The sequence below is a fragment of the Micromonospora sp. NPDC049049 genome (assembly GCF_040649115.1).
Taxonomy (GTDB): domain Bacteria; phylum Actinomycetota; class Actinomycetes; order Mycobacteriales; family Micromonosporaceae; genus Micromonospora.
In genome coordinates this window covers 69,516-94,896 of sequence record NZ_JBEZEX010000012.1, presented here as the reverse complement: position 1 = coordinate 94,896, position 25,381 = coordinate 69,516, and the positions used below count along the sequence as shown (strand labels likewise).

The following is a 25,381-nucleotide window of genomic DNA, read 5'->3' as shown; positions in this document are numbered from 1 at the left end:
GTAACGGAGCATCGGTAGATTGTTCACGTTGGGCCGGTGGCGGGTACCCACCGCCGCCGGCCCGCGACGGTGGGGGAGGGTCGTTGCTCGGCGCCGGTGGCATCCGAACGAGACGCGCGGTGCGTCTGGTCTTCGCGGTCAAACGCGGCTGGTATCAGCTCCGTTACCGACGGTTGACGCTCGGTCGAAACGTGGAGATCCGTGGCCGGATCCGGTTGCGGCGCGGTGTGCGGGTCACCATCGGTGACCGCACCCGGTTGAACAAACTCGTCCGCTTCGCCGGTCCCGGCGAGGTACGCGTCGGCGCGGACTGTCTGCTCAACGCCACCTGGATCGGCACCTGGACGTCGGTGACGGTGGGGGACCGGTGCCTCCTGTCGGACTGCGAGCTGCTCGACAACGACTTCCACAACCTGCCCCCCGAGCAGCGGCACGCACCGCCCGGCCCGCTCACCCGTGCTCCGATCGTTCTCGAGGACAACGTCTGGGTCGGTGCGCACGCCCTGGTCCTGAAGGGCGTGCGGGTCGGCCGGGACAGCGTCGTCGGCGCGGCGACTGTGGTCCGCACGGACGTACCGCCCGGCGTCGTGGTCGTCGGCAATCCTCAACAGACGGTGAAGAAGTTCCATGACTGATGCAGCGCCCGCCCCCTGGCCCACGGACGGCCCGTCCTCCGGCACCTCACGTGCCGTGACACTGACCGACCTGCTGCGGGTGCCGATGCACCGGTTGCGGTTGGTCGCGGCGGTCGCCATGGTCGGCCTGCTCGCCGCGCTCGGCTACGTGCTGCTGGTCCCAGCGGCGCTGTCCGCGAGCGCCGTGGTCGCGGTCCGGCCGGTCGTGACAGACGCCTTCACCCCCAGCGGCGCGGGCGCCGACCGCGCGGTCAACATGAACGTGGAGAGCGGCATCGCCACCGGCACCGAGGTGGTGCAGCAGCTCGCCGAATTCGCCGGCGGCGACCCGCGCGACATCCGTGACGCGCTCGAGGTCGAGGTGCCCACCGGTGGGCAGATCCTGCGCTTCACCTACCAGGCGCGCGAGGCGCACCAGGCGGTGCAGAGCGCCAACAGGGCCGCCGAGGCGTACCTGAGCGTGCGCCGGACCATGTACGAGCAGCAGCGCGCCGAGATGCTGCGCTCCTACGACGCCAGCATCACCAAGGTCGCCGCCCAGCAGACCGCGTTGCAGAAGCGGGCGAACACCGCCAAGGACAGCGCCGCCGGTGACGCGCTGGTGGCCGAACTGGCCGGGATCAACAACCAGCTCACCCAGCTCAACGCCGCCCGTACCGAGATCGCCGCGGTCGACGTCAACCCCGGGTGGGTCACCCAGACCGCCGAAAAGGCGCTGGTCACCTCCGCCGGGCACCGGCCGCTCTACCTGGTCGCCGGCCTGCTCGGTGGCGCGCTGGTCGGCGTCGTCCTGGCGTACCTCTGGGAGTCGACCGACCGGCGGGTCCGCTCGGTCGCCGACGGCCGGGAGGCCTCCGGCCTGCCGCTGCTCGGCACGGTGCGCCGGCCGGCGTTCCGGGGCAGCCCCCGGGCGGTCGACGCGGACATCCGGTACGTGGCGATGGCGGTCGCCGAGCGGGTCCGGCAGCCGGCCCGGGTGGCCCTGGTCACCGCCCGGGAGGACGCCACCCCGCTCACCGCCGGGCTCGCCGTGGCGCTCGCCGTCGACGGCCGGGAGGTCTTCGTCGCCGACGACAGCGGACGGATCGACCGGCTACGGGCCAGCGTCCTCGCCGACCGGGGGCGACTGCCCATCGACCCGTCCCGCCCACTGGTGCCCAAGCCCCGGCCGGCCGGCAGCACACCGGCCGCCGGTGCCACCACGGAGAGCACGCCCGCCCGTCGGCCCTCCCCGCACCCGCCCGGCGCCCGCCCGTCCACCGACCCCGACGCCACCCTGACGCTGCCGAGAGTGGCGTCCGCCCGCCCGGAGAACAGTCGCGTCGTCACCCCCGACGAGGTTGTCGTGGGTGTGGGCAGTGTCCGGTTCGGCACCTGGCGGCAGGGCGCCGACCACGGCCTGGTTCTGTTCAACGCCCCGCCGGCCGAGTCCGACGAGCGTGGCGTGGCCGTGGCCCGGCAGGGCAGCGCGGTGGTGGTCGTGGAGCGCGACCGCACCCGGCAGAGCGACCTGCGACGCCTGGTGGAGCGGCTGCGCGCCGCCGGGGTCACCCCGCTGGGCTTCGTCCTTACCCGAAACGGTCGGGCCTGAGCGTGTCGGTGACCCGCGCCCCGGCGACCGAACCACCACCCGGAGGCGCTCCGCAGGAGCCCGCGCCGGTGCCGCCGTCCGCGCCGCCGCACCTGCCGCTCTGGCCGCTGTCACTGATGTTCGGCCTGGTGCCGCTCTGGTGGCTGCTCGGTGCGTTCTACCTCGGCTGGCCGCTGCTGGGCGCGCTGCTGCTCGCGTTGCTGCTGACCCGGGGGCGCGTGCCGCTGCCGCCGGCGGCCGGCATCTGGCTGCTCTTCCTCGCCATCGTGGTGGTCAGCGCCACCCAGTTGTCGTCGCCCGCCTCGCTGCTCACGTTCGCCCTGCGGCTGGCCTTCTACCTGACCGCGCTGGTGGTCGGCGTCTACGTCTACGCGGCCGCCCGGGAACGTGCCAGCCTGGTGGCGGTGCTCACCCCGCTCTGCGCGTTCTGGTTCGGGCTGGTGGCACTGGGCTGGCTCGGGGTGCTCGTGCCCCGGCTGGCCATGACGACCCCGATGGAGGTGCTGCTGCCCGGCGGGGTGGCCGGCACCCCGTTCATCCAGGACATGGTGCACCTCACCACCGCTGAATACAGCGCCCGATCGCTCAACCCGATCTATCGGCCGGCCGCGCCGTTCGCGTACACCAACAACTACGGCAGCGCCTACGCGATGACCCTGCCCTGCGTGGTGGCCTTCGCGATGCTGCGCCGGCAGGGGCTGCTGCGCTGGGCGCTGCTGGCGTCGCTGCCGCTGTCGCTGGCGCCGGCGTTCCTCACCCTCAACCGGGCGATGTTCCTCAGCCTCGGCGCCGGGCTGGCGGTGCTCGGGGTGCGGGCCAGCCTGCGCGGCAACGTCCGGGTGGCCGCCTCCATCGTCGGGGTCGTGGTGATCGGCGGGTTGGCCACCCTGTTCATCCCGATCACCGAGCTGATCAGCAAGCGGGTCGACTCCAGCGACACGAACACCGACCGGCTCTCGCTCTACACCGAGGTGATCCGCCGGGTGCAGGAGTCGCCCTGGTTGGGCTACGGGGCTCCGGTGAACGTCGACACGGTGTCGGCGGCCGCGCCGATCGGCACCCAGGGGCAGTTGTGGATGGTGCTGTTCAGCCACGGCGTACCCGCGCTGATCTGCTTCCTGGCGTGGTTCGTCGCCGCGGCGGTGATCTGCGCGCGGGCGACGTCGGCGGCCGGGCAGTGGCTGGCGGTGGTGCCGGTGGTCTGCCTCGTGCAGGTCCCGTTCTACGGCATGGCGAACCAGAACCTGGCGGTCGCGTTCTTCGCTGTGGCCTTCGCGATGGCGCTGACCGAACGTGAACGGCTGACCCGGCTGGCCGGGTCGTCGCCGACGCCCGCGCGGACCGCGCCGGTGCCCGCGTGACCGCCGCGACCCGACCGTCGGCCGGTGCCGACGAGGGCCAGCCCACGTCCACCTCCGCCGAGGATCAGGCAACGCCGTCGCCCGCCGAGGACACCGGCTCGGCCGAGACCCGCCGCAGCGCGCGCAGCGGCGTGGCCGGGCTGCTCGGCGCGGCCACCAGTGGCCTGTTCGGGTTCGTGCTGGCGGTCGTGATCACCCGCGGCTACGGCCCGGCCGGCGCGGGAGCGTTCTTCGCCGCGATCGGGGTCGTCACAGTGGCCACCGCGATCTGCACGCTCGGCGCGGAGACCGGTCTGATGTGGGCTCTGCCCCGCCGCACCGCCGGCGTGCGCGGCGACGCCGCCCGGGTGCTCCCGGTGGCGCTGATCCCGCCGCTGTTGACCGGGCTGCTGGTCGCCGGCGCGGGCGTGCTGGCCGCCGACGCCCTCGCGCCCCGGCTGCTGCGCGGCTCCGGCGCGAGCGGCGATGCTCTGCTCACCGTCACGTTCGCCGCGGTGCCGGTGGTGGTCGCCATGACCCTGTTGCTGGCCGCGCTGCGCTGCGTGCGGCCCATCCGGGCGTACGTCGGGGTGCAGTTCCTGCTGCTGCCGGTCGCCCGCCCGGTGCTGGTCGGCGCGGCCGCGTTGGCCGGTGGTGGCCTGCTCGCCGGCATGACCGGCTGGTTGGTGCCGGCGGCGTTGGCGCTGCTGGCCTGTCTCACCCTCGTCGCCGGCCCGCTCGGGCTGGGTCGGGGCGCGACGCTGCGTCCGCACCGCGCCGACTGGTCCACGTTCTGGCGCTTCGCGTTGCCCCGGGCCGCCTCGGCGGCCATCGACGCCGGCAGCATGTGGGTGGGCGTGCTGCTCACCTCGGTGCTGGCCGGGCCGGCGGACGCCGGTGTCTTCGGCGCCGTCGGCCGGTATGTGCTGGCCGGTCAGTTGGCCATGCAGGGGCTGCGGGTGGCGGTGTCGCCGCAGCTGTCCCGGCTGCTCGGGCGGGGTGAGCGGGCCGCGGCGGCGGCCGTGCACCGGCAGTTGACCACCTGGGGGCTGGTGCTGTCCTGGCCGGTGTACCTGCTGCTGGCGGTCTTCGCGCTGGCCTTCCTCCAACTGTTCGGGCCGGAGTTCACCGCCGGTGTGCCGGCGATGACGGTGCTGGCGCTGGCGATGCTCGTCAACACCGGAGTGGGCAACGTGCAGAGCCTGCTCCTGATGGGCGGGCGCAGCGGGCTGCACCTGGTCGCCACCGTTGCCGGGTTGACGGTGACCGTCTCGCTGGGTCTCTGGCTGATTCCCCGCTACGGCGCGACGGGCGCTGCGGTGGCCTGGGCGGCCGGCATCGCCACCGAGAACCTCACCGCCGCCGGGTTCGCCCGGTCGGTGGTTCGGGAGCCGCTGTTCGACGCCGCGATGGTGCGTGCCGCGGCGGCCACGATCGCCGGTGTGGGTTTGGCCGCCGGGGCCGGCGTGCTGGTGGGCGGTCGCGGCCTGCCCGGCCTCGCGGTGGCGTTGGCGGTGCTGCTGACCGGCTGCGTCGGCATGTTGACGTTGCCCCGGGTGCGCGCCGGCATCCGGGGGACCATGAGGCAGATCCGTGGAGGGGACAACGCGGCCGCGGCCGCCGAACCCACCTCGGCATCGACGAGAGGCAGGTGAGGTTCGTCGTGGTGTCCATCCGTGACCGGGTCAAGCAGTTGGTTCCGACCCAGGTGACCACCCGGGTGAGGGAGTCGCTCGTCGACTACGGCGTTCGCACCAGCGACCGCCGGCCGCTGCCGGACTTCCTGATCATCGGGACCAAACGGGGGGGCACCACCTCGCTGTGGAACTACCTCATCCAGCACCCGTTGGTGCCCCGGCTCTTTCCCGCGTGGAACACCAAGTCGGCGCACTACTTCGAGGAGCACTGGGGTCGCGGCGAAGCCTGGTACCGCTCGCACTTCCCGACCGAGCGGCAGCGCGAGGCCCTGGCCAAGCGGCACGGCGGGCCGGTCCGGGTCGGTGAGGCCGCCCCGCTGTACATGTTCCACCCGCTCGCCGCGGAGCGGGTCTCCGCGCTGATGCCGTCGGTGAAGCTCATCGTGCTGCTGCGGGACCCGGTGGAGCGGGCGTACTCGCACTGGAAGGAACGCCGCACCCACGGCATCGAACCACTGGACTTCGCCGCCGCCCTCGCCGCCGAGCCGGAACGCACGGCGGGGGAGCGGGAGCGGTTGATCGCCGAGCCGGAGTCGTTCAGCGAGCCGTACGACTGGTACACGTACCGGGCCCGGGGGCGTTACCTGGAGCACCTGGAGCCGTGGCTGGAGCGCTTCGACTCCGGGCAGATCCTCTTCCTGCCCAGCGAGGACCTGTACCGCGACTCGCGGGCGACCTACCGACGGACCCTGGACTTCCTCGGTCTGCCGGCGTACGACCTGCCCAACTTCAAGGTCTACAACGATCGGCGCTCGGCACCGTTGGAGCCGAGCGTGCGCGCCGAGCTGACCGACTACTACCGGCCGTACAACGACGCGTTGCGGCAACGGCTCGGGCTGGACCTCGACTGGGCGGACCGGGCGGCGTGACGACAGGGGTGGGCCCGGCCACCGACCCGCGTTCGCGGGTGGACGGCCTGGGTTGGGTGAGCCGCGCGGTCTTCCCGGACGATCGGGTCGGCCTGACCATGGCGGGTGCCCCGCCGGCCGGTCACCAGGCGGTGGCCCGGTACGCGGTGGTGCCGTCGGTCGCCCGGGCCCGGTTCCTGGTGCCGTTGGGCGCGCCCCGGGCCGGGGCGGCGTCCCTGTTGGCGTACAACGCCCTGCGGCCACCGAAGGTGCGCGCGCTGCGGGCGGTGCTCGGCGGGCTGGCCCGGTTCGGTCGGGCGGGGCTCGCGCCCTTTCCCACCTTGACCGTCTCGGTGCCGGCCGGGGTGCCGGCCGCGGAGCTGTTGCTGAGCGAGCGGCTCTCCGCCGACCTGGGTGACACGCCGCTGCTGGCCGCGTTCGGGGTCCGCCCACCCGACCCGAACGGCAAGCCCACTCTGCAACTCTTCAGTGCCGACGGAAGTCCGCGCGGCTACGCGAAGATCGGCTGGAACGACGCGACCCGCGCGCTGGTCAGCGCGGAGGCGGCGGCGCTGCGGGCGTTGCGCGAGGTGGTCGGCGTCGCCGATCATCCGACGCCGCCGCGGCTGCTCACCGAGACGTCGTGGGCGGGTCAGGTGGTCGCGGTGATCGAGCCGCTGCCCCCGGCGGTACGCGGGGTGCCGGTGGACGACCCGCCGCGGATCGCGGCGCTGCTCGCGGTCGCCCGGCGGGGCGGCCCGGAGGGCACACCTCGACCGCTGGTCAACTCGACCTTCCTGCGTCGGCTGGCCGATCAGGCCGGCCGGGCCGCCGCGACCGAGCCGGCCGGTGCGCGGGCGGTCGCCGCGGTCTCGGCGCTGGCCCGCATGCATGGCGACACCAGCGTCGAGTTCGGTCACTGGCATGGCGACTGGGTGCCGTGGAACCTGGGCTGGCACGCCGGCCGGTTGGTCGCCTGGGACTGGGAGCACAGCGGGCCGGACGTGCCGGTCGGCTTCGACCTGGCGCACGACGCGTTCCAGCGGGCCCTCGTGCTGCGCGGGGAGCCGGCCGACGCCGCCGCCTCGGCTGTGGACGGACACCTGAGCCGGCACGGCGAGCGGCTCGGCCTCGACGCCGCGCAGGGCCGGCTCGTCGCCGACGCGTACCTGGTGGAGATGTGGTTGCGGACGTGGCGGCTGGCCGACGCGGGCGCGGGCTGGAACGCCGCCCTGCATCCCGCACTCTTGGACGTCATCGAGAAAAGACATAGCGGCTGATCTGGAGGAATCGCGGCGACGACGGTGCGCCGCAGAGTGACGACATAATCGCAGGTGGTGATGACGATCGATGGACCTCGGACGTTCGGTGCACCGAACCGCCCGCTGTGGAGATCGTCGGCTCGGCCGGTCGCGCTATTCAACGACCGGGAATCGTGTGATCTGCTTCTGCCTGGCGTGAACTGAAATTCCAAGCGAACTTGTGGGGAGTCGCGTGGACACGAACAACGACGACAGTGGGGCACCGGTGCTGCTGCTGGTCGGCTCCAGCGGTGGCCATCTGGCCCAACTACTGGCCCTGCGGCCCTGGTACGAACAGTGGCGGCGCTGCTGGGTCACCTTCGACACCCCGGAGGCGGTGTCGCTGCTGGCCGGCGAGGACCTGGTGCCGGCGCACCACCCGACCACCCGCAACGTGCCGAACCTGCTGCGCAACGCGCTGCTGGCCTGGCGGGTGCTGCGGGCCCGGCGGGTCGCCGCCGTGGTCACCACAGGCGCCGGGGTGGCGGTGCCGTTCGTGGTGCTGGCCCGGCTGCGGCGCATCCCGACCGTCTACATCGAGGTGTACGACCGGATCGACACCCCGACGTTGACCGCTCGGCTCTGCCGGCCCTTCCTGTCCGCGATGCTCGTGCAGTGGGACGAGCAGCGCCGGCAGTACCCCGAGGCGACAGTCGTCGGGACGCTTCTGTGACCGGGGAGACGGGCACCGCCCGGCGTCCGCAACCCCGACCGGGCACCGAGGCGGCCCGCCTGCCGCGCCAGCGCGACAGCTCGGCGGTCGCCCAGCTCCGACTGCTGGTCGCGGTGGGCACCGACAAGCACCCCTTCGACCGGCTCGTCGACTGGTTGGCGCAGTGGCACGCGCAGGCTGCCGGCCCGATCGGGCTGACCATGCAGCACGGGCACACGACCGCGCCTCAGCTCAGCGGCGCGGTGCCGTTCCTCGGCCACGACGCGTTGCAACAGGCGATGATCGACGCGGATCTGGTGGTCTGCCACGGTGGCCCGGCGACCATCCTGGAAGCCCGCCGGCACGGCCACCTGCCCATCGTGGTGCCCCGCGACCCGGCTCGCGGTGAGCACGTCGACAACCACCAGCTCCTCTTCGCCCGCCGGCTCGGCGCCGCCGGGCTGGTGGCGCTCTGCGAGACCCGGGAGGCCCTGCACGACGCGTTGGCCGCCGGGCTGGCCGACCCGTCCCGGTACGCGGTGGCCGCCGACCCGGAGGCACACGAGGCACGACGGGCGGCGGTGGCCCGGGTCGGGCAGATCGTCGACGACCTGGTGGCCCGTTCGACCCCGCGCCCACCCCGGTGGCGGGCCTGGTCCCGGCCGCGCCCGGGTACGGAGGAGATTCGATGACCCAGCAGCCGACCGTCAGCGTCGTGGTGCCCACCCGGGACCGCCCCGAGCTGCTGCGGGCCGCGGTGCGCGCGATCCTGGCACAGGAGCACCCGGCCCTGATCGAGGTCGTCGTGGTGTTCGACCAGTCCGTGCCGGACGAGTCGCTGACCGAGCTGGGGAGCGGCCCGGCCCGCGTGGTGCGGGTGATCCGCAACGTCCGTACCCCCGGGTTGGCCGGTGCGCGCAACAGCGGCACCCTCGCCGCCGAGGGCGAGCTTGTCGCGTTCTGCGACGACGACGACGAGTGGCTGCCCGGCAAACTGGCCGCCCAGGTCGAGGCGCTGGCCGGCGACCCGGCCGCCGAGTTCGTCTGCTGCGGCATCCGGGTCAACTACGACGGGCACAGCGTCGACCGGGTGCTCGACAAGGACCGGATCACCCTGGACGACCTGCTCCGCGATCGGATGACGGAGCTGCACCCGTCGACCTTCCTGATCCGCGCCACCGCCTTGCGCGACGGGTTCGGGCTGGTCGACGAGGAGATCCCGGGCAGCTACGCGGAGGACTACGAGTTCCTGCTGCGGGCGGCGCGCAGCGCGCCTCTGATCAACCTGCGGACGCCGTCGGTGCTGGTCCGCTGGCACAAGCGTTCGTACTTCGCGCAGCGGTGGGACACCATCTCCGAGGCGTTGCAGTGGCTGCTCCAGCGCTACCCGGAGTTCGCCAGTCAACCGGCCGGCGAGGCCCGTGTCGCCGGGCAGATCGCGTTCGCCCAGGCCGCCTCCGGCGACCGCCGGGGCGCGCTGCGCTGGGCCCGGCGCACCCTGCGGAGCAACCCCCGCGAGCCGCGCGCCTACCTGGCCCTCGCCGTCGCGGGTCGGGTGGTCCGGGCTGACGCGGTGCTGCGCACCCTGCACAAGCGCGGTCGGGGGATCTGAGCCACCGTCGCGCCTCGCGTGTCGCGTGTCGCGTCGCAGTGGCGGGTGCAGAGCAAAGGCCGTCCGGTGGTTGCGTCGCGGGTTGTCGCGGCGGCGGGTGCAGAGCAACGGATGTCCTGTTCAGCGGGCGGCGGCGTCCGCTGGGCGGGACGCCCCGGGGAGCGCGCCGCGTCGGTGGCCCGCCGTGACAGACTGACCGCTGTGTTGCGCTGGCTGACTGCAGGTGAATCGCACGGTCCCGCCCTCGTCGCGATGTTGGAGGGGGTGCCGGCCGGCATCGAGGTGACCACCACCGAGATCGCCGACGAGCTGGCCCGTCGACGGCTGGGCTACGGGCGGGGTGCCCGGATGTCGTTCGAGCGGGACGAGGTCGAGCTGCTCGGCGGCCTGCGGCACGGCGTGACCCTCGGCAGCCCGGTGGCGATCCGGGTCGGCAACTCCGAGTGGCCGAAGTGGCAGACCGTGATGGCCGCCGACCCGGTCGACCCCGACGAGCTGGCCCGGCAGGCCCGCAACGCCCCGCTGACCCGCCCCCGGCCGGGCCACGCCGACCTGGCCGGCATGCAGAAGTACGGCCACACCGACGCCCGGCCGATCCTGGAGCGCGCCAGCGCACGGGAGACCGCCGCCCGGGTGGCTGTCGGCACGGTGGCCAAGGCGCTGATCCGTCAGGCGCTCGGCATCGAGATCGTCTCGCACGTCGTCGAGCTGGGCCCGGTGGCCGCGAAGCCCGGGCTGCGTCCCACGCCGTCCGACGCCGCGCGGATCGACGCCGACCCGCTGCGCTGCCTCGACCCGGAGGCCAGCGCCCTGATGGTCGCCGAGGTCGATGCCGCGAAGAAGGCCGCCGACACCCTCGGCGGCGTGGTCGAGGTGCTGGCGTACGGGGTGCCACCGGGGCTGGGCAGCCACGTGCAGTGGGACCGCAAGCTCGACGCCCGGCTGGCCACCGCGCTGATGTCCATTCAGGCGATCAAGGGCGTGGAGATCGGCGACGGCTGGCAGCAGGCCCGGTCCCGCGGCTCGGAGGCGCACGACGAGATCATTCCGTCGGCCACCGGTGTCCGCCGGGTCACCGACCGGGCCGGCGGGCTGGAGGGTGGCATCACCACCGGCGAGCCGCTGCGGGTCCGCGCCGCGATGAAGCCGATCTCCTCGCTGAACCGGGCCCTCTCCACCGTGGACGTCACCACCGGTGAGCCGGCCACCGCGATCAACCAGCGTTCCGACGTCTGCGCGGTGCCCGCAGCGGCGGTCGTCGCCGAGGCGATGGTGGCGCTGGTGCTGGCCGAGGCGGCCACCGAGAAGTTCGGTGGAGACTCGATCGCCGAGATCCGCCGCAACCTGGCCGGGTACCTCGACGCGCTGGTCATCCGCTGATGGCACCGGTCGTCGTGCTGGTCGGTGCCCCCGGCTGCGGCAAGACCACTGTCGGCCGGGCGCTCGCCGCCACCCTCGGCGTGGAGTTCCGCGACACCGACACCGACATCGAGCAGATGGCCGGGAAGCCGATCCCGGAGATCTTCATCGACGAGGGTGAGGCGCACTTCCGTACCTTGGAACGGGCCGCCGTGGCCGCGGCGCTGGCCGGCGCCACCGGCGTGCTCGCCCTCGGCGGCGGCGCGGTGCTGGCCGAGGAGACCCGGGCGGCCCTGATCGGGCACCGGGTGGTGCACCTCTCGGTCGAGTTGCCTGACGCGGTCAAGCGGGTCGGGCTCGGCGCCGGCCGGCCGCTGCTGGCGATCAACCCACGGGCCACCCTCAAGCATTTGCTGGACCAGCGCCGGCCGCTCTACGCCGAGGTCGCCACCGAGACGGTGGTCACCGACGGCCGGGCCCCGGCGCAGGTCGTCGCGGACGTCGCCGCACTGCTTCCGCGCTGACGTCAGGCCCCGCGCCCTCGCGCCCCCCTTTGCGCCGATCTTGCACTTGCTGCTCTGACTTAAGGGGCATTCATCGCAGCTCGGCAACAGAAAGTGCAAGATCGGCGGGGCTCGGGCGGGGGCGCGGGCGCGGGGGCAAAGGCAGCGGGGTCAGGTTTGGGCTATCAGGTCCAGGACGTCGGACAGGGCCTTCGGCTCGCTGAGCATCGGCCAGTGCCCGGTGGGCAACTCGTGCAGCTGGCCGTCGGCCAGGCCGGTGAAGAACGGATGCTCCTGTTGGATCATCTGCCGCACCACACCGAGCGGGAAGGTGCTGGCGACCAGCGCGGTCGGAACGGGGTGCCCGCCGGTGCGTCGGACCGGGTCGGTGGCGGTCCGCAGCGGCTGCGGGGTGGCCCGGGTACGCAGCAGCGCGAGCGTCGGCTCGTCCAGGCCGGCCAGGTTCGTCGGGTCGGCGGCCGGGTCCCAGGCCGGCGGCGGCAGCAGGTGCCCGGTGCCGATCGCTTCGCGTAGCCGCTGCTGCTCGTCCGGCGGCAGCGTGTCGAACTGTGCCGTGCCGTCCGGCAACGGCCCACTCTCCACGTAGACGACCCGGGCGATCCGGTCCGGGATGCGGTCCACCGCCTGGGCGACCGGCTTCCCACCGCCGGAGTGCCCGACCAGCAGTACGTCGCGCAGGTCCTCGACCTCGATCAGTCGAACGATGTCGGTGGTGTGCGTGTCCAGGCCGACCTCCGGCCCGGCGAGGTGGTCGCGTTCGGCCACCCCGGTCAGCGTCATCGGATAGACCTCGTGCCCCTGCGACCGCAGCGCGACGGTCACGTCCCGCCACGCCCAGGCACCCAACCAGAATCCCGGCACCAGCACGAATGTCGCCATCTGTGGCTCCTTCTCTCGGTTACCGACAGACCGTACGATCTATTCCGGACAGGATCCGCCCGGTTTGGAGGAATGGCCCGTGTCACATCCCGCGGGGCGGGTGCTGGCCCTGCTCGAACTGCTGCAGACCCGGCACCGGTCGACGGCCGCAGAACTCGCCGGCCACCTCGGGGTGGACGAGCGGACCGTGCGCCGGTACGCGACCACGCTCGTCGAGCTGGGCATTCCCGTCACCGCCGACCGGGGCCGCCACGGCGGCTACCGGCTGCACCCCGGTTACAAGCTGCCGCCGCTGATGCTCACCGACGACGAGGCGGTGGCCGTGCTGCTCGGCCTCGTCGTCGCCGAACGGGTCGGGCTCGCCACCGAGCAGCCCGCCACCGCCACCGCGCTGGCGAAGATCCGCCGGGTGCTGCCGGCCGCGCTCGCCGACCGGCTCGCCGCCGTCCAGGAACACCTGGGCTTCACCCTGCGCCGCCCCGAGGCGGAGCGCGGGCCAGCGTCCGGCACCCTGCTCGCGCTGGCCTCGGCCGCCCGGCACCGGCAGCGGGTGGCACTGGACTACCGCTCCTGGCGGGGCGAGCGGTCGCAGCGCGAACTCGACCCGTACGGGCTCGTCTTCCACGCCGGCCGTTGGTATGTCACCGGCCACGACCACCGACGCGGGGAGATTCGGACCTTCCGCCTGGACCGGATCGGCGCGGTGACGCCCGGCGTGGCAACGTTCACGGTGCCCGACGGCTTCGAGGCGGTGGCCTGGGTGACCCGGTCGCTGGCCGGCGTGCCGTACCGGCACGAGGTGGAGGTCGTGCTGGAGACCGACCTGGTCGCCGCCCGCCGCCGCATCCCGCCCAGCGTGGCCGAGCTGACCGCCACCACCGACGGGGTGCTGCTGCGGGCCCGAGCGGAGAGCCTGCCCGGGATGGCGGCGCTGCTCGCCGGGCTGGGCTGTCCGTTCACCGTGCGGCATCCGGACGCGCTACGCGCCGCGGTGGCCGAGCACGCCCGCCGGTTGGCGGACTGGGCCGCTCGGCCAGCAGGTGGACAGCCGCCCTCCCCGCGCCGCCCGCTGGACTAGGCTGCCGGCGATGGACGAGGTGACCCGAATTCCGGTCGGCGGCGAGCGGCCGTACGACGTCTTGGTGGGACGTGACCTGCTGGGTGCGCTGCCTGGCCTGCTGCCCGGCGCGACCCGGGTGGCGGTGTTGCACGCGCCTCCGCTCAAGGCCCTCGCGGACGCGCTCGGCGAACGCCTGCGCGCCGCCGGCGTCGAGCCACTGCCGATCGAGGTGCCCGACGCCGAGTCGGGGAAGCACGTCGAGGTGGCCGCCGCCTGTTGGGACCGGCTCGGAGCGGCCGGCTTCACCCGTACCGACGCGGTGGTCGGGGTGGGCGGCGGCGCGGTGACCGACCTGGCCGGCTTCGTCGCGGCCTGCTGGTTGCGGGGTGTGCGCTGGGTGCCGGTGGCGACCTCGCTGCTGGGCATGGTGGATGCCGCGGTGGGCGGCAAGACGGGCATCAACACGGCCGCCGGCAAGAACCTGGTGGGCGCGTTCCACCCGCCGGTCGGGGTGTTGGCGGACCTGGCCACTCTGGACAGCCTGCCCGCGGTCGACCTGGCGGCCGGGTTGGCCGAGGTCGTCAAGTGCGGTTTCATCGCCGACCCGACGATCCTGGATCTCATCGAGAACGACCCGGAGGCCGCCACCGACCCCCGTGGGCCGGTGAGCCGGGAGCTGATCGAGCGGGCCATCCGGGTCAAGGCCGACGTGGTCGCCGGCGACCTGCGCGAGTCGGGCCTGCGGGAGGTGCTCAACTACGGTCACACCCTGGCCCACGCCATCGAGCAGAACGAGGGTTACCGCTGGCGGCACGGCCACGCCGTCGCTGTCGGTCTGGTGTACGCGGCCACGCTGGCGCGGCTCGCCGGGCGGTTGGACGCGCCGACCGCCGACCGGCACCGGGTCACGCTGAGCGCGCTGGGCCTGCCGGTGAGCTACCCGGCCGATGCCTGGCCGAAGCTGCTACCCACGATGCGGGTGGACAAGAAGGCCCGGGGCAGTCGGCTGCGCTTCGTGGTGCTCGACGGGCTGGCCCGCCCGGCGATGTTGGAGGGCCCCGACGACGCGTTGCTGGAGGCTGCCTACCGGGAGGTGGCAACCCCTTGAAGGTCTACGTGTTGAACGGGCCGAACCTGGGTCGGCTGGGCACCCGCGAGCCCGACGTGTACGGCGCGACCAGCTACGCGGACCTGGTGGCGCTCTGCGAGAGGACGGGTCGGGAGCTGGGGCTGGCGGTGACGGTCCGGCAGACCGACGCGGAGCACGAGCTGCTCGGCTGGCTGCACGCGGCGGCCGACGAGGGCGCCGCGGTGGTGCTCAACCCGGCCGCCTGGTCGCACTACTCGTACGCGGTGCGCGACGCCTGCGCCATGCTGCGCGGGCCGCTGGTGGAGGTGCACATCTCCAACATCCACACCCGTGAGGAGTTCCGGCACCACTCGGTGGTCTCGGCGGTGGCGACCGGGGTGATCTGCGGTCTCGGTATCGACGGATATCGTCTCGCTCTGCACCATCTGGCCACCCGCTGAGGGCCCACCGACTGGGCGCTCCGAACGGGGGGCCGACCGATTCGACGCAGCTTGTAGACTTGCCAGGTCTGTCCGCCAATTGATGATCAAGGCAGGAAATGGCCTCCACCAACGACCTCAAAAACGGCCTGGTACTCAACCTTGACGGCGAGCTCTGGGCCGTCGTCGAGTTCCAGCACGTCAAGCCCGGTAAGGGTGGTGCCTTCGTGCGCACCACGCTGAAGAACGTGCTGTCCGGGAAGGTGGTCGACAAGACCTTCAACGCGGGCACCAAGGTCGAAACCGCGACCGTTGACAAGCGCACGATGCAGTACCTGTACGCCGACGGTGAGGACTTCGTCTTCATGGATCTGGAGACCTTCGACCAGATCACCGTGCCCGGTGGCACCGTCGGTGAGGCAGCCAACTACCTGCTGCCCGAGGCGGAGGCGACCGTCGCCCAGCACGAGGGTGTGCCGCTCTACATCGAGCTGCCCACCAGCGTCGTGCTGGAGGTCACCTACACCGAGCCGGGCCTGCAGGGCGACCGTTCGACCGGCGGCACCAAGCCGGCGACCGTGGAGACCGGCGCCACCGTGCCGGTTCCGCTGTTCATCACCACCGGCGAGAAGATCAAGGTCGACACCCGCGACGGCCGTTACCTCGGCCGCGCCTGATGGCTGAGGGTTCCAAGCAGCAGATGCCGGCGCGCCGCAAGGCGCGCAAGCGGGCGCTGGATGTCCTTTACGAGGCCGACCTGCGGGACAAGCCTCCGGTGGAGGTGCTCGCCGGCTACGTGCAGCGGATCGAGCAGCCCCGGCCGGAGCACCTCGGCTACGCGGTGGGTCTGGTCGAGGGGGTTGCCGAGCACCTCAACCGGATCGACGAGCTGATCGCCAGCTACGCCGAGGGTTGGACGCTGGAGCGGATGCCGGTCGTCGACCGTAATCTGGCCCGGATCGCCGTCTACGAGTTGCTCTACGTCGACGAGATCGACGACGCGGTGGCGATCAGCGAGGCCGTCGAGCTGGCTCGGCAGATGTCGACGGACGATTCGCCGCGCTTCCTCAACGGGGTGCTCGGCCGCATCGCCGAGTACGCCACCCGCTGAGCGTCCGCACCGGACACAGCTGATCCGAAAGGGCCCGTGCCAGCCGGCACGGGCCCTTCGGTGAAGCGGCAGATCAGGTGGAACGGCAGATCAGGAGGCGAAGAACGCCCGGGGGTCGGCCACCAGCACGCCGTGCTCGGTGAGCCGCTCGATCAGGCCCGACGGTGAGGCGTCGTAGACGATCGCGAGCGCCCGCAGGTCGTCGGCGCGGATGGAGAGCACCCGGCCGTTGTAGTCGCCGCGCTGCTGCTGGATGGCGCGGGCGTAGCGGGCGACGTAGGCCAGGTCCTCGGAGGCCTCGTCGTAGAGCCGCTCCAGGTCCAGGACAATCTTGCTGGTGGGCTCGTGACGGACGCCACTGCCGTCAGGCAGCAGCTCCGAGACGGGTACGCGGTAGAACTCGGCCAACTCGGCCAGACGGGACACCGTCACGGCCCGGTCGCCACGCTCGTAAGAGCCGACCACCACGGCCTTCCACCGCCCGTTCGACTTCTCCTCCACACCCTGCAGGGAGAGACCCTGCTGCTGGCGGATGGAGCGCAGGCGGGCGCCCAGAGACTTGGCGTATTCAGAGGGCATTCGGACACTCCCAGTGCTGCTCGGGGTTCTCCCGTCGATCGCTACGGAGCGTGACGGTACGGGGAATGCGACACGTGGTCAAGTGGTCGTGCCCCTACCGTTGCGGAGCGTCCGGGGAGTTTTCTCCTTTTCCGGTACCTGACCCGGTGGTCAGTGGCCGCCGGCCATCACCCCGGTGACCACTGGTAACGTGGCGGAAGCCCCGGTCCAGGTCCGCTGTGCGGTCCGGCCGGAGGTGCCCGACATCCTTTAACGACCCGTCCCGTGAGGCGGGGAAGGAGGTCCGCCGTGGCGTACCCACAGGCTGCCCGCTCGTCACCACCGCAACAACCCTCGGTGAAGGTGATCCTCGCCAGCGCCGACGTGCAACGCGTGGTCGACCGCATCGCCCACCAGATCCTGGAGAAGACCCAGGGCGCCGCCAACACGGTGCTGCTGGGGATTCCCACCCGGGGTACCCCCCTCGCCCGGCGGCTCGCCGACCGGATCAGCACCTTCGAGGACGTCGCCGTCCCGGTCGGTGTGCTCGACATCACCCTGTACCGCGACGACCTCCGTCGGCACGCCACCCGCGCGGTGGGTCCGACCGAGCTGCCCCCCGGCGGGATCGACGGCAAACGGGTCATCCTGGTCGACGACGTGCTCTTCTCCGGCCGCACCGTCCGGGCCGCGCTCGACGCGCTCAACGACGTGGGCCGCCCGGCCTCGGTCCAGCTCGCCGTCCTGGTCGACCGGGGCCACCGGGAGTTGCCGATCCGCGCCGACTACGTCGGCAAGAACATCCCGACCTCGCTCGCCGAGAGCGTGAAGGTGACGCTCGCCGAGATCGACGGGACGGACGAGGTCAAGCTGTACGGGGGAACTGCCTCATGATCAAGCACCTGCTCTCCGGCGGGGACCTGGACGCCGACACCGCCACCGAGATCCTGGACACCGCCGCCGAGATGGCCACCGTCGCCGGCCGGGAGATCAAGAAGCTTCCCGCGCTGCGCGGACGGACCGTGGTGAACCTCTTCTACGAGGACTCCACGCGTACCCGGATCTCCTTCGAGGCGGCGGCGAAGCGGCTCAGCGCCGACGTGATCAACTTTTCCGCGAAGGGGTCCAGCGTCACCAAGGGTGAGAGCCTGAAGGACACCGCGTTGACCCTGCAAGCCATGGGCGCGGACGCCGTCGTCGTCCGACACCCCGCCTCCGGCGCGCCGCACCGCCTGGCCAACTGGGTGGACGGGTCGGTCGTCAACGCCGGCGACGGCACCCACGAGCACCCCACCCAGGCGTTGCTGGACGCGTACACCATGCGGGCCCGGCTGGGCCGGCTCGCCGGCCTGTCGGTCGCGGTGGTCGGGGACGTGCTGCACTCCCGGGTGGCCCGCTCCAACGTGCTGCTGCTCTCCACCCTCGGCGCCAAGGTCACCCTGGTCGGCCCGCCGACCCTCATCCCGGTCGACATCGCGGGCGCCCTCGCGCCCGGCACCGACGTCTCCTACGACCTCGACTCCGTCCTGCCGAACGTGGACGTGGTGATGATGCTGCGCGTGCAGCGGGAGCGGATGAACGACTCCTACTTCCCCTCCGCGCGCGAGTACGCCCGCCGCTACGGTCTGGACGGGCCCCGGATGCGCCGGCTGCCCGAGCACGCGATCGTCATGCACCCCGGCCCGATGAACCGGGGGATGGAGATCACCCCCGAGGTCGCCGACTCACCCCGCTCCACCATCGTCGAACAGGTCACCAACGGGGTCTCCGTGCGGATGGCTGTCCTTTACCTGCTGCTCGGAGGGAACAACCGGTGACCGCGTACCTGATCTTCAGCGTGAGTGTCGTCGGCGCCGCGCCGACCGACCTGCTGATCCGCGACGGCGTGATCGCCGAGGTCGGCCCCGGCCTGACCGCGCCGGACGCCACAGTCGTCGACGGCACCGGCCTGGTCGCCCTGCCCGGCCTCGTCGACCTGCACACCCACCTGCGCGAGCCCGGCCGGGAGGACGCCGAGACCGTCGAGTCCGGTTCCCGGGCGGCCGCGCTGGGCGGCTACACGGCGGTCTGCGCGATGGCCAACACCTCCCCGGTGGCGGACACCGCCGGCGTGGTCGAGCAGGTCTGGCGGCTCGGCCGCGAGGCCGGTCTGGTCGACGTGCAGCCGATCGGCGCGGTCACCGTCGGGCTGGCCGGCGAGCGACTGGCCGAGCTGGGCGCGATGGCCGACTCGGCGGCCCGGGTGCGGATCTTCTCCGACGACGGGCACTGCGTCGCCGACCCGAAGTTGATGCGCCGAGCACTGGAGTACGTGAAGGCGTTCGACGGGATCATCGCCCAGCACGCCGAGGAGCCCCGGCTCACCGAGGGCGCCCAGATGCACGAGGGTGAGGTCTCCACCCGGCTCGGCCTGATCGGCTGGCCGGCGGTCGCCGAGGAGGCGATCATCGCCCGGGACGTGCTGCTCGCCGAGCACGTGGGCAGCCGACTGCACGTCTGCCACGTCTCCACCGCCGGCAGCGTCGAGGTGCTGCGCCAGGCGAAGGCGCGCGGGGTACGCGTGACCGCCGAGGTGACCCCGCACCACCTGCTGCTCACCGACGAACGGGCGGAAAGCTACGACCCGGTCTACAAGGTGAACCCTCCGCTGCGCACCGCCGCGGACATCGCCGCGCTGCGCGCCGCCCTCGCCGACGGGGTGATCGACGTGATCGCCACCGACCACGCGCCGCACGCCGTGGAGGACAAGGAGTGCGAGTGGGCGTACGCCCGACCGGGGATGCTCGGTCTGGAGACGGCCCTCTCCATCGCGCTGGACGTGCTCGGCCCCGAGTGGGACCTGATCGCCGAGCGGATGTCGCGCACCCCCGCACGGATCGCCGGCCTCACCGGGCACGGGGTCGACCCCGCGCCGGGTGTGCCGGCCAACCTGACCCTGATCGACCCGGCCGCCCACCGCACCATCGATCCGGCGGAGCTGGCCAGTCGCAGTCGCAACACCCCGTACGCCCGCATGACGCTGCCAGGTCGCATCGTGGCGACCTTCCTGCGTGGCGAGCCGACGGTCCTGGACGGAAAGGCTGTCAAGTAATGGTCAAGCGCAGACCCGCAATCCTGGTGCTGGAGGACGGGCGTACGTTCCCCGGCGAGGCGTACGGCAGCGTCGGAGAGACCTTCGGTGAGGCGGTCTTCAACACCGGCATGACCGGTTACCAGGAGACCCTCACCGACCCGTCGTACCACCGTCAGGTGGTGGTGCAGACCGCGCCACACATCGGCAACACCGGCGTCAACGGCGAGGACGACGAGTCCGGTCGGATCTGGGTGGCCGGCTACGTCGTACGCGACCCGGCCCGGATCGGCTCGAACTGGCGGGCCACCGGTGGTCTCGAGGACCGTCTCGCCACCGAGGGTGTGGTGGGCATCAGTGGCGTGGACACCCGGGCGCTGACCCGGCACCTGCGCGAGCGGGGCGCCATGCGGGTGGGCATCTCCAGCATCGACAACGACCCGCAGAGCCTGCTGGCCCGGGTCCGTCAGGCGCCGCAGATGGTCGGCGCGGACCTGTCCGCCGAGGTGAGCACCGCCGAGCCGTACGTCGTCGAGGCTGTCGGCGAGCACCGGTTCACGGTGGCGGCACTGGACCTGGGCATCAAGCGCAACGTGCCCCGCCGGCTCGCCGCGCGCGGGGTGACCACCCACGTCCTGCCGGCCGGATCGAGCATCGACGACCTGCTCGCCACCGGTGCGGACGCGGTCTTCTTCTCGCCCGGCCCGGGTGACCCGGCGACCGCCGACGCGCCGGTGGCGTTGGCCCGGGAGGTGCTGACCCGGCGGATCCCGTTGTTCGGCATCTGCTTCGGCAGCCAGATCCTCGGTCGGGCGCTCGGCTTCGGCACCTACAAGCTGGGCTACGGCCACCGGGGGATCAACCAGCCGGTGCTCGACCGGGTCACCGGCAAGGTCGAGGTGACCAGCCACAACCACGGCTTCGCGGTCCAGGTGCCCGGCGCCGGCGTCGGCGCCGTCGTTCCCGACCAGGTGATCGACACCGACTTCGGCGGCGTTCAGGTGTCCCATGTCTGCCTCAATGACAACGTGGTCGAGGGGCTGCGGGCGATCGACGTGCCCGCGTTCACGGTGCAGTACCACCCGGAGGCGGCGGCCGGCCCGCACGACGCCGACTACCTCTTCGACCGTTTCGCCGACTTGATCGAAGGTCGGAACCACAGCAAGGGGCGCAGCAATGCCTAAGCGGACCGATCTCCAGCACATCCTCGTGATCGGCTCCGGGCCGATCGTCATCGGGCAGGCCTGCGAGTTCGACTACTCGGGCACCCAGGCGTGCCGGGTGCTGCGCAGCGAGGGGATCCGGGTCAGCCTGGTCAACTCCAACCCGGCGACGATCATGACGGACCCGGAGTTCGCCGACGCCACGTACGTCGAGCCGATCACCCCGGAGTTCGTGGAGCTGGTCATCGCCAAGGAGCGCCCGGATGCGATCCTCGCGACCCTCGGCGGGCAGACCGCGCTGAACACGGCCGTCGCCCTGCACGAGGCCGGCGTCCTGGAGAAGTACGGCGTGGAGCTGATCGGCGCGAACATCGACGCCATCAACCGCGGCGAGGACCGGCAGCTGTTCAAGGAGATCGTCGCGAAGGCCGGCGTACGGCTCGGTGTCGAGGACCCGACCGGGCTGGTGCCCCGCTCGCGGGTCTGCCACTCGATGGACGAGGTCGAGGCGACCGTCGCCGAGCTGGGCCTGCCGGTGGTGATCCGGCCGTCGTTCACCATGGGTGGCCTGGGTTCCGGCATGGCGCACACCCCGGAGGACCTGGCCCGCATCGCCGGCGACGGCCTGTCCGCCAGCCCGGTGCACGAGGTGCTCATCGAAGAGAGCGTGCTCGGCTGGAAGGAGTACGAGCTCGAGCTGATGCGCGACCGGCACGACAACGTGGTGGTGGTCTGCTCGATCGAGAACATCGACCCGATGGGCGTGCACACCGGTGACAGCGTCACAGTGGCCCCGGCCATGACGCTCACCGACCGGGAGTACCAGCACCTGCGTGACCTGGGCATCGCCGTGCTGCGTGAGGTCGGGGTGGACACCGGCGGCTGCAACATCCAGTTCGCGGTCAACCCGGTCGACGGCCGGATCGTCGTCATCGAGATGAACCCCCGGGTGTCGCGGTCCTCGGCGCTGGCCTCCAAGGCGACCGGTTTCCCGATCGCGAAGATCGCCGCGAAGCTGGCCATCGGCTACACCCTCGACGAGATCCCCAACGACATCACCCTGAAGACCCCGGCGGCGTTCGAGCCGACCCTGGACTACGTGGTGGTGAAGATCCCCCGGTTCGCGTTCGAGAAGTTCCCCGGCGCGGACCCGGAGCTGACCACCACGATGAAGTCGGTGGGCGAGGCGATGAGCCTCGGACGCAACTTCACCGAGGCGCTGAACAAGGCGATGCGCTCGATGGAAACCAAGTCGGCCGGTTTCTGGAGTGTGCCGGACCCTGCCGGCGTCACCCTGGCCGACACCCTCGCGGCGCTGCGGATCCCGCACGACGGCCGGCTGTACACGGTGGAGCGGGCGCTGCGGCTCGGGGCGTCGATCGCCGAGGTGGCCGAGGCGTCCGGCGGGATCGACCCGTGGTTCCTGGACCAGATCGCCGCGCTGATCGAGCTGCGCGCCGAGATCGTCGACGCGCCGGTGCTCGACGCCGACCTGCTGCGTCGTGCCAAGCGGGCCGGTCTGTCCGACCGGCAGCTCGCCGCGCTGCGCCCGGAGCTGGCCGCCGAGGACGGCGTGCGGACCCTGCGCCACCGCCTGGACGTGCGCCCGGTCTACAAGACCGTGGACACCTGCGCGGCCGAGTTCGAGGCGACCACGCCGTACCACTACTCGACGTACGACCTGGAGACCGAGGTCGTGCCGTCGGACCGGCCGAAGGTGCTGATCCTGGGCTCCGGCCCGAACCGGATCGGGCAGGGCATCGAGTTCGACTACTCCTGCGTGCACGCCGTGCAGGCGCTGCGGTCGGCCGGTTACGAGACGGTCATGGTCAACTGCAACCCGGAGACGGTCTCCACCGACTACGACACCGCCGACCGGCTCTACTTCGAGCCGTTGACCTTCGAGGACGTCCTGGAGGTCTGGCACGCCGAGGATTCGTCCGGCCGGGCGGCCGGCGGGCCGGGCGTGGTCGGGGTGGTCGTCCAGCTCGGCGGGCAGACCCCGCTGGGGCTGGCGCAGCGGCTCAAGAACGCCGGTGTGCCGATCGTGGGCACCTCCCCGGAGTCGATCCACCTGGCTGAGGAGCGCGGCGCGTTCGGCGCGGTGCTGGCCCGCGCCGGCCTGCGCGCACCGGCGCACGGCATGGCCACCTCGTACGACGAGGCCAAGACGATCGCCGACGAGATCGGCTACCCGGTGCTGGTCCGGCCGTCGTACGTGCTGGGCGGGCGGGGCATGGAGATCGTCTACGACGACCCGACGCTGCGCGACTACATCGGCCGGGCCACCGACATCTCCCCGGACCACCCGGTGCTGGTGGACAGGTTCCTCGACGACGCCATCGAGATCGACGTGGACGCGCTGTGCGACGCCGACGGCGAGGTCTACATCGGTGGCGTGATGGAGCACATCGAGGAGGCGGGCATCCACTCCGGCGACTCGTCGTGCGCGCTGCCGCCGATCACCCTCGCGGGCTCGCACCTGGCCGAGGTCCGCCGCTACACCGAGGCCATCGCGCGTGGCGTCGGGGTCCGTGGCCTGCTCAACGTGCAGTACGCCCTCAAGGACGACGTGCTGTACGTGCTGGAGGCCAACCCGCGCGCGTCGCGGACCGTCCCGTTCGTCTCCAAGGCCACGGCGGTGCCGCTGGCCAAGGCGGCGGCCCGGATCGCGCTTGGTGCGAGCGTCGCCGACCTGCGCGCCGAGGGTCTGCTGCCGGCGACGGGGGACGGGGGCACGATGCCGGCCGACGCGCCGGTCGCGGTCAAGGAGGCGGTGCTGCCGTTCAAGCGTTTCCGGACCCGCGCGGGCAAGGGGATCGACTCGCTGCTCGGGCCGGAGATGAAGTCGACCGGCGAGGTGATGGGCATCGACACCAACTTCGGGCACGCCTTCGCCAAGAGCCAGTCGGCCGCGTACGGGTCGCTGCCGACCGCTGGGAAGATCTTCGTCTCGGTGGCCAACCGGGACAAGCGCGGCATGATCTTCCCGATCAAGCGGCTGGCCGATCTGGGCTTCGAGATCGTCGCCACCGCCGGCACGGCCGAGGTGCTGCGCCGGCACGGCATCGCCTGTGAGCAGATCCGGAAGCACTACCAGGCCGGTGCGGGCGACGACGCGGTGTCGCTGATCGGCGGCGGCCACGTGGCGCTGGTGATCAACACGCCGCAGGGCTCGGGTGCCAGCGCCCGTTCCGACGGCTACGAGATCCGCAGCGCGGCCGTCACGGCGGACATCCCGTGCATCACCACGGTTCCCGGAGCCGCCGCGGCGGTGATGGGCATCGAGGCGCGGATCCGCGGCGACATGCAGGTCCGCCCCCTGCAGGACCTGCACGCCACTCTGCGGGCGGCCCAGTGACACTGTTCGAGCAGGTCGTACGACCCGGTTTGTTCCGGATCGGTGGCGGTGACGCCGAGGCGGCGCACGAGTGGACGCTGCGGCGGTTGGCGGCCCTGTCGCGGCGGCCGGCCGCGCTCGCCGCGCTGCGGGCCCGCTACGCGGTCGACGCGCCGCGCACGGTGTTCGGGGTGCGGTTCCCCAACCCGGTCGGGTTGGCCGCCGGGATGGACAAGGACGGCGCGGCGCTGCCGGCCTGGCCGGCGCTCGGCTTCGGTTTCGTGGAGGTCGGCACGGTCACCGCGCACGCCCAACCGGGCAACCCCCGGCCGCGGCTGTTCCGGCTGCCGGCCAGCGAGGCGGTGGTCAACCGGATGGGCTTCAACAACGCCGGGGCCGCCGCGCTGGCCGCCCGGTTGGCGGCGCTGCCGCGCCCGCTCGGGGTGCCGTTGGGCATCTCGCTGGGCAAGTCCAAGGTGGCAGCGCTGGACGAGGCGGTCGAGGACTACCTCGCCTCGTACCGGGCGCTGCGCGGGCACGGCGACTACTTCGCGGTGAACGTGTCCTCACCGAACACCCCGGGTCTGCGGTCGTTGCAGGACCGTGCCCACCTGGACGCGCTGCTCGGCGCGTTGGTGGGGGAGAAGCCGGTGCTGGTCAAGATCGCGCCAGACCTGACCGAGGCGGCGATCGCCGAGCTGTTGGAGGTCTGCCTGGCCCGGGGCGCCGCCGGGGTGATCGCCACCAACACCACGCTGTCCCGGGACGGGCTGGCCGACGTCGACGTCGAGCGTGGCGGGCAGGCCGGCGGCCTCTCGGGTCGGCCGCTCACCGGGCGGGCCCGCGACGTGGTCGCCTTCGTCCACTCCGAGACCGGCGGCCGGCTGCCGATCGTCGGCGTCGGGGGTGTGCTGGACCCGGACGACGCGGCGCGGATGTTCGATGCGGGCGCCGACCTGGTGCAGCTCTACACCGGTTTCATCTACCGCGGACCGGCCCTGGTCCGCGCCGCCGCCCGCGCGGCGGCCGCAACGGCGGCACCGGAAGCGGTCGCCGGCCGGTGACCGCCGCCGGTGCGGTGCCGGCCCGGCGCAACCGGGTGCCGGGCCCGCTCCGCGTCGACGACACCACG

The 25,381-nt window shown here is 72.5% G+C and carries 24 protein-coding genes; 22 read left to right on the top strand and 2 right to left on the bottom strand.

Features of this window, described 5'->3' with window-relative positions; translation table 11 throughout:
• Nucleotides 1-119: 119 nt before the first annotated feature.
• The 11 genes from AB0B68_RS14955 to AB0B68_RS14905 all read left to right on the top strand — a co-directional run bounded on the left by AB0B68_RS14955 (nt 120) and on the right by AB0B68_RS14905 (nt 11,559).
• Nucleotides 120-635, top strand: a complete 516-nt coding sequence (locus tag AB0B68_RS14955; protein WP_357196171.1) for a DapH/DapD/GlmU-related protein — start codon at nt 120-122, stop codon at nt 633-635.
• Entirely contained in the window at nt 628-2,226 is a 1,599-nt protein-coding gene (locus AB0B68_RS14950) for a lipopolysaccharide biosynthesis protein (protein WP_357260344.1), read from the top strand. Before AB0B68_RS14955 ends, AB0B68_RS14950 begins: the two co-directional genes overlap by 8 nt.
• 68 nt (nt 2,227-2,294) lie before the next feature.
• Nucleotides 2,295-3,587, top strand: coding sequence for an O-antigen ligase family protein (locus tag AB0B68_RS14945; RefSeq protein ID WP_357196177.1), 1,293 nt, complete (start codon nt 2,295-2,297; stop codon nt 3,585-3,587).
• Nucleotides 3,584-5,221 carry a lipopolysaccharide biosynthesis protein gene (locus AB0B68_RS14940; RefSeq protein WP_357260341.1) on the top strand — a complete coding sequence of 546 codons (1,638 nt, stop codon included), beginning with the start codon at nt 3,584-3,586 and terminating at the stop codon, nt 5,219-5,221. Before AB0B68_RS14945 ends, AB0B68_RS14940 begins: the two co-directional genes overlap by 4 nt.
• 8 nt (nt 5,222-5,229) lie before the next feature.
• Complete coding sequence (locus AB0B68_RS14935) at nt 5,230-6,132, top strand: sulfotransferase domain-containing protein (RefSeq protein ID WP_355009240.1); 903 nt, start codon at nt 5,230-5,232, stop codon at nt 6,130-6,132.
• Entirely contained in the window at nt 6,129-7,391 is a 1,263-nt protein-coding gene (locus AB0B68_RS14930) for a hypothetical protein (protein WP_357260338.1), read from the top strand. Before AB0B68_RS14935 ends, AB0B68_RS14930 begins: the two co-directional genes overlap by 4 nt.
• 214 nt (nt 7,392-7,605) lie before the next feature.
• On the top strand, nt 7,606-8,085 hold the full coding sequence (locus AB0B68_RS14925; RefSeq protein ID WP_124821238.1) for a UDP-N-acetylglucosamine--LPS N-acetylglucosamine transferase: 480 nt from the start codon (nt 7,606-7,608) through the stop codon (nt 8,083-8,085).
• Nucleotides 8,082-8,756, top strand: a complete 675-nt coding sequence (locus AB0B68_RS14920; protein ID WP_357196188.1) for a glycosyltransferase — start codon at nt 8,082-8,084, stop codon at nt 8,754-8,756. Before AB0B68_RS14925 ends, AB0B68_RS14920 begins: the two co-directional genes overlap by 4 nt.
• On the top strand, nt 8,753-9,676 hold the full coding sequence (locus tag AB0B68_RS14915) for a glycosyltransferase family A protein (RefSeq protein ID WP_357196192.1): 924 nt from the start codon (nt 8,753-8,755) through the stop codon (nt 9,674-9,676). Before AB0B68_RS14920 ends, AB0B68_RS14915 begins: the two co-directional genes overlap by 4 nt.
• Before the next feature lie 201 nt (nt 9,677-9,877).
• Nucleotides 9,878-11,056 (top strand): chorismate synthase, encoded by a 1,179-nt coding sequence (gene aroC, locus AB0B68_RS14910; RefSeq protein WP_357196238.1) that lies wholly within the window; start codon nt 9,878-9,880, stop codon nt 11,054-11,056.
• Nucleotides 11,056-11,559: a shikimate kinase gene (locus AB0B68_RS14905; protein WP_357196195.1), complete on the top strand. Its 504-nt coding sequence runs from the start codon at nt 11,056-11,058 to the stop codon at nt 11,557-11,559. The genes aroC and AB0B68_RS14905 overlap by 1 nt, the downstream gene beginning before the upstream one ends.
• Nucleotides 11,560-11,709: 150 nt before the next feature.
• Here AB0B68_RS14905 and AB0B68_RS14900 read toward each other — a convergent pair whose 3' ends face one another.
• Nucleotides 11,710-12,438 carry an alpha/beta hydrolase gene (locus tag AB0B68_RS14900; RefSeq protein WP_357196198.1) on the bottom strand — a complete coding sequence of 243 codons (729 nt, stop codon included), beginning with the start codon at nt 12,436-12,438 and terminating at the stop codon, nt 11,710-11,712.
• A 79-nt stretch (nt 12,439-12,517) separates the two neighbouring features.
• On the opposite strand from AB0B68_RS14900, the gene AB0B68_RS14895 reads away from it, so the two are divergent.
• The 5 genes from AB0B68_RS14895 to nusB all read left to right on the top strand — a co-directional run bounded on the left by AB0B68_RS14895 (nt 12,518) and on the right by nusB (nt 16,118).
• Nucleotides 12,518-13,516: a YafY family protein gene (locus tag AB0B68_RS14895; protein WP_357196201.1), complete on the top strand. Its 999-nt coding sequence runs from the start codon at nt 12,518-12,520 to the stop codon at nt 13,514-13,516.
• 10 nt (nt 13,517-13,526) lie between these two features.
• Nucleotides 13,527-14,606 carry a 3-dehydroquinate synthase gene (gene aroB, locus AB0B68_RS14890; protein ID WP_357260334.1) on the top strand — a complete coding sequence of 360 codons (1,080 nt, stop codon included), beginning with the start codon at nt 13,527-13,529 and terminating at the stop codon, nt 14,604-14,606.
• Nucleotides 14,603-15,028, top strand: coding sequence for a type II 3-dehydroquinate dehydratase (gene aroQ, locus AB0B68_RS14885; protein ID WP_357196207.1), 426 nt, complete (start codon nt 14,603-14,605; stop codon nt 15,026-15,028). The genes aroB and aroQ overlap by 4 nt, the downstream gene beginning before the upstream one ends.
• A gap of 98 nt (nt 15,029-15,126) precedes the next feature.
• The gene (gene efp, locus AB0B68_RS14880) at nt 15,127-15,684 is read left to right on the top strand and encodes an elongation factor P (protein WP_007458344.1); all 558 of its coding nucleotides are present in this window, start codon (nt 15,127-15,129) and stop codon (nt 15,682-15,684) included.
• A gap of 23 nt (nt 15,685-15,707) precedes the next feature.
• Nucleotides 15,708-16,118 carry a transcription antitermination factor NusB gene (gene nusB / locus AB0B68_RS14875; RefSeq protein ID WP_184188983.1) on the top strand — a complete coding sequence of 137 codons (411 nt, stop codon included), beginning with the start codon at nt 15,708-15,710 and terminating at the stop codon, nt 16,116-16,118.
• A gap of 90 nt (nt 16,119-16,208) precedes the next feature.
• On the opposite strand, the gene AB0B68_RS14870 is transcribed toward nusB, so the two are convergent.
• Nucleotides 16,209-16,697 carry a transcriptional regulator gene (locus tag AB0B68_RS14870; RefSeq protein ID WP_007458348.1) on the bottom strand — a complete coding sequence of 163 codons (489 nt, stop codon included), beginning with the start codon at nt 16,695-16,697 and terminating at the stop codon, nt 16,209-16,211.
• 288 nt (nt 16,698-16,985) lie between these two features.
• Between AB0B68_RS14870 and pyrR the strand changes: the two genes are divergently transcribed.
• From pyrR to AB0B68_RS14840, 6 genes are read left to right on the top strand one after another with little or no spacing between them, the layout of a single operon-like run.
• The gene (pyrR, locus tag AB0B68_RS14865) at nt 16,986-17,570 is read left to right on the top strand and encodes a bifunctional pyr operon transcriptional regulator/uracil phosphoribosyltransferase PyrR (RefSeq protein ID WP_357196210.1); all 585 of its coding nucleotides are present in this window, start codon (nt 16,986-16,988) and stop codon (nt 17,568-17,570) included.
• Nucleotides 17,567-18,493, top strand: a complete 927-nt coding sequence (locus tag AB0B68_RS14860; RefSeq protein WP_030335650.1) for an aspartate carbamoyltransferase catalytic subunit — start codon at nt 17,567-17,569, stop codon at nt 18,491-18,493. Before pyrR ends, AB0B68_RS14860 begins: the two co-directional genes overlap by 4 nt.
• The gene (locus tag AB0B68_RS14855; protein WP_357196215.1) at nt 18,490-19,767 is read left to right on the top strand and encodes a dihydroorotase; all 1,278 of its coding nucleotides are present in this window, start codon (nt 18,490-18,492) and stop codon (nt 19,765-19,767) included. Before AB0B68_RS14860 ends, AB0B68_RS14855 begins: the two co-directional genes overlap by 4 nt.
• On the top strand, nt 19,767-20,930 hold the full coding sequence (gene carA / locus AB0B68_RS14850; RefSeq protein WP_357196218.1) for a glutamine-hydrolyzing carbamoyl-phosphate synthase small subunit: 1,164 nt from the start codon (nt 19,767-19,769) through the stop codon (nt 20,928-20,930). Before AB0B68_RS14855 ends, carA begins: the two co-directional genes overlap by 1 nt.
• Nucleotides 20,923-24,270 carry a carbamoyl-phosphate synthase large subunit gene (gene carB, locus AB0B68_RS14845; protein WP_357196221.1) on the top strand — a complete coding sequence of 1,116 codons (3,348 nt, stop codon included), beginning with the start codon at nt 20,923-20,925 and terminating at the stop codon, nt 24,268-24,270. The genes carA and carB overlap by 8 nt, the downstream gene beginning before the upstream one ends.
• Nucleotides 24,267-25,313, top strand: coding sequence for a quinone-dependent dihydroorotate dehydrogenase (locus AB0B68_RS14840; RefSeq protein ID WP_357196224.1), 1,047 nt, complete (start codon nt 24,267-24,269; stop codon nt 25,311-25,313). The genes carB and AB0B68_RS14840 overlap by 4 nt, the downstream gene beginning before the upstream one ends.
• Nucleotides 25,314-25,381: the final 68 nt, after the last annotated feature.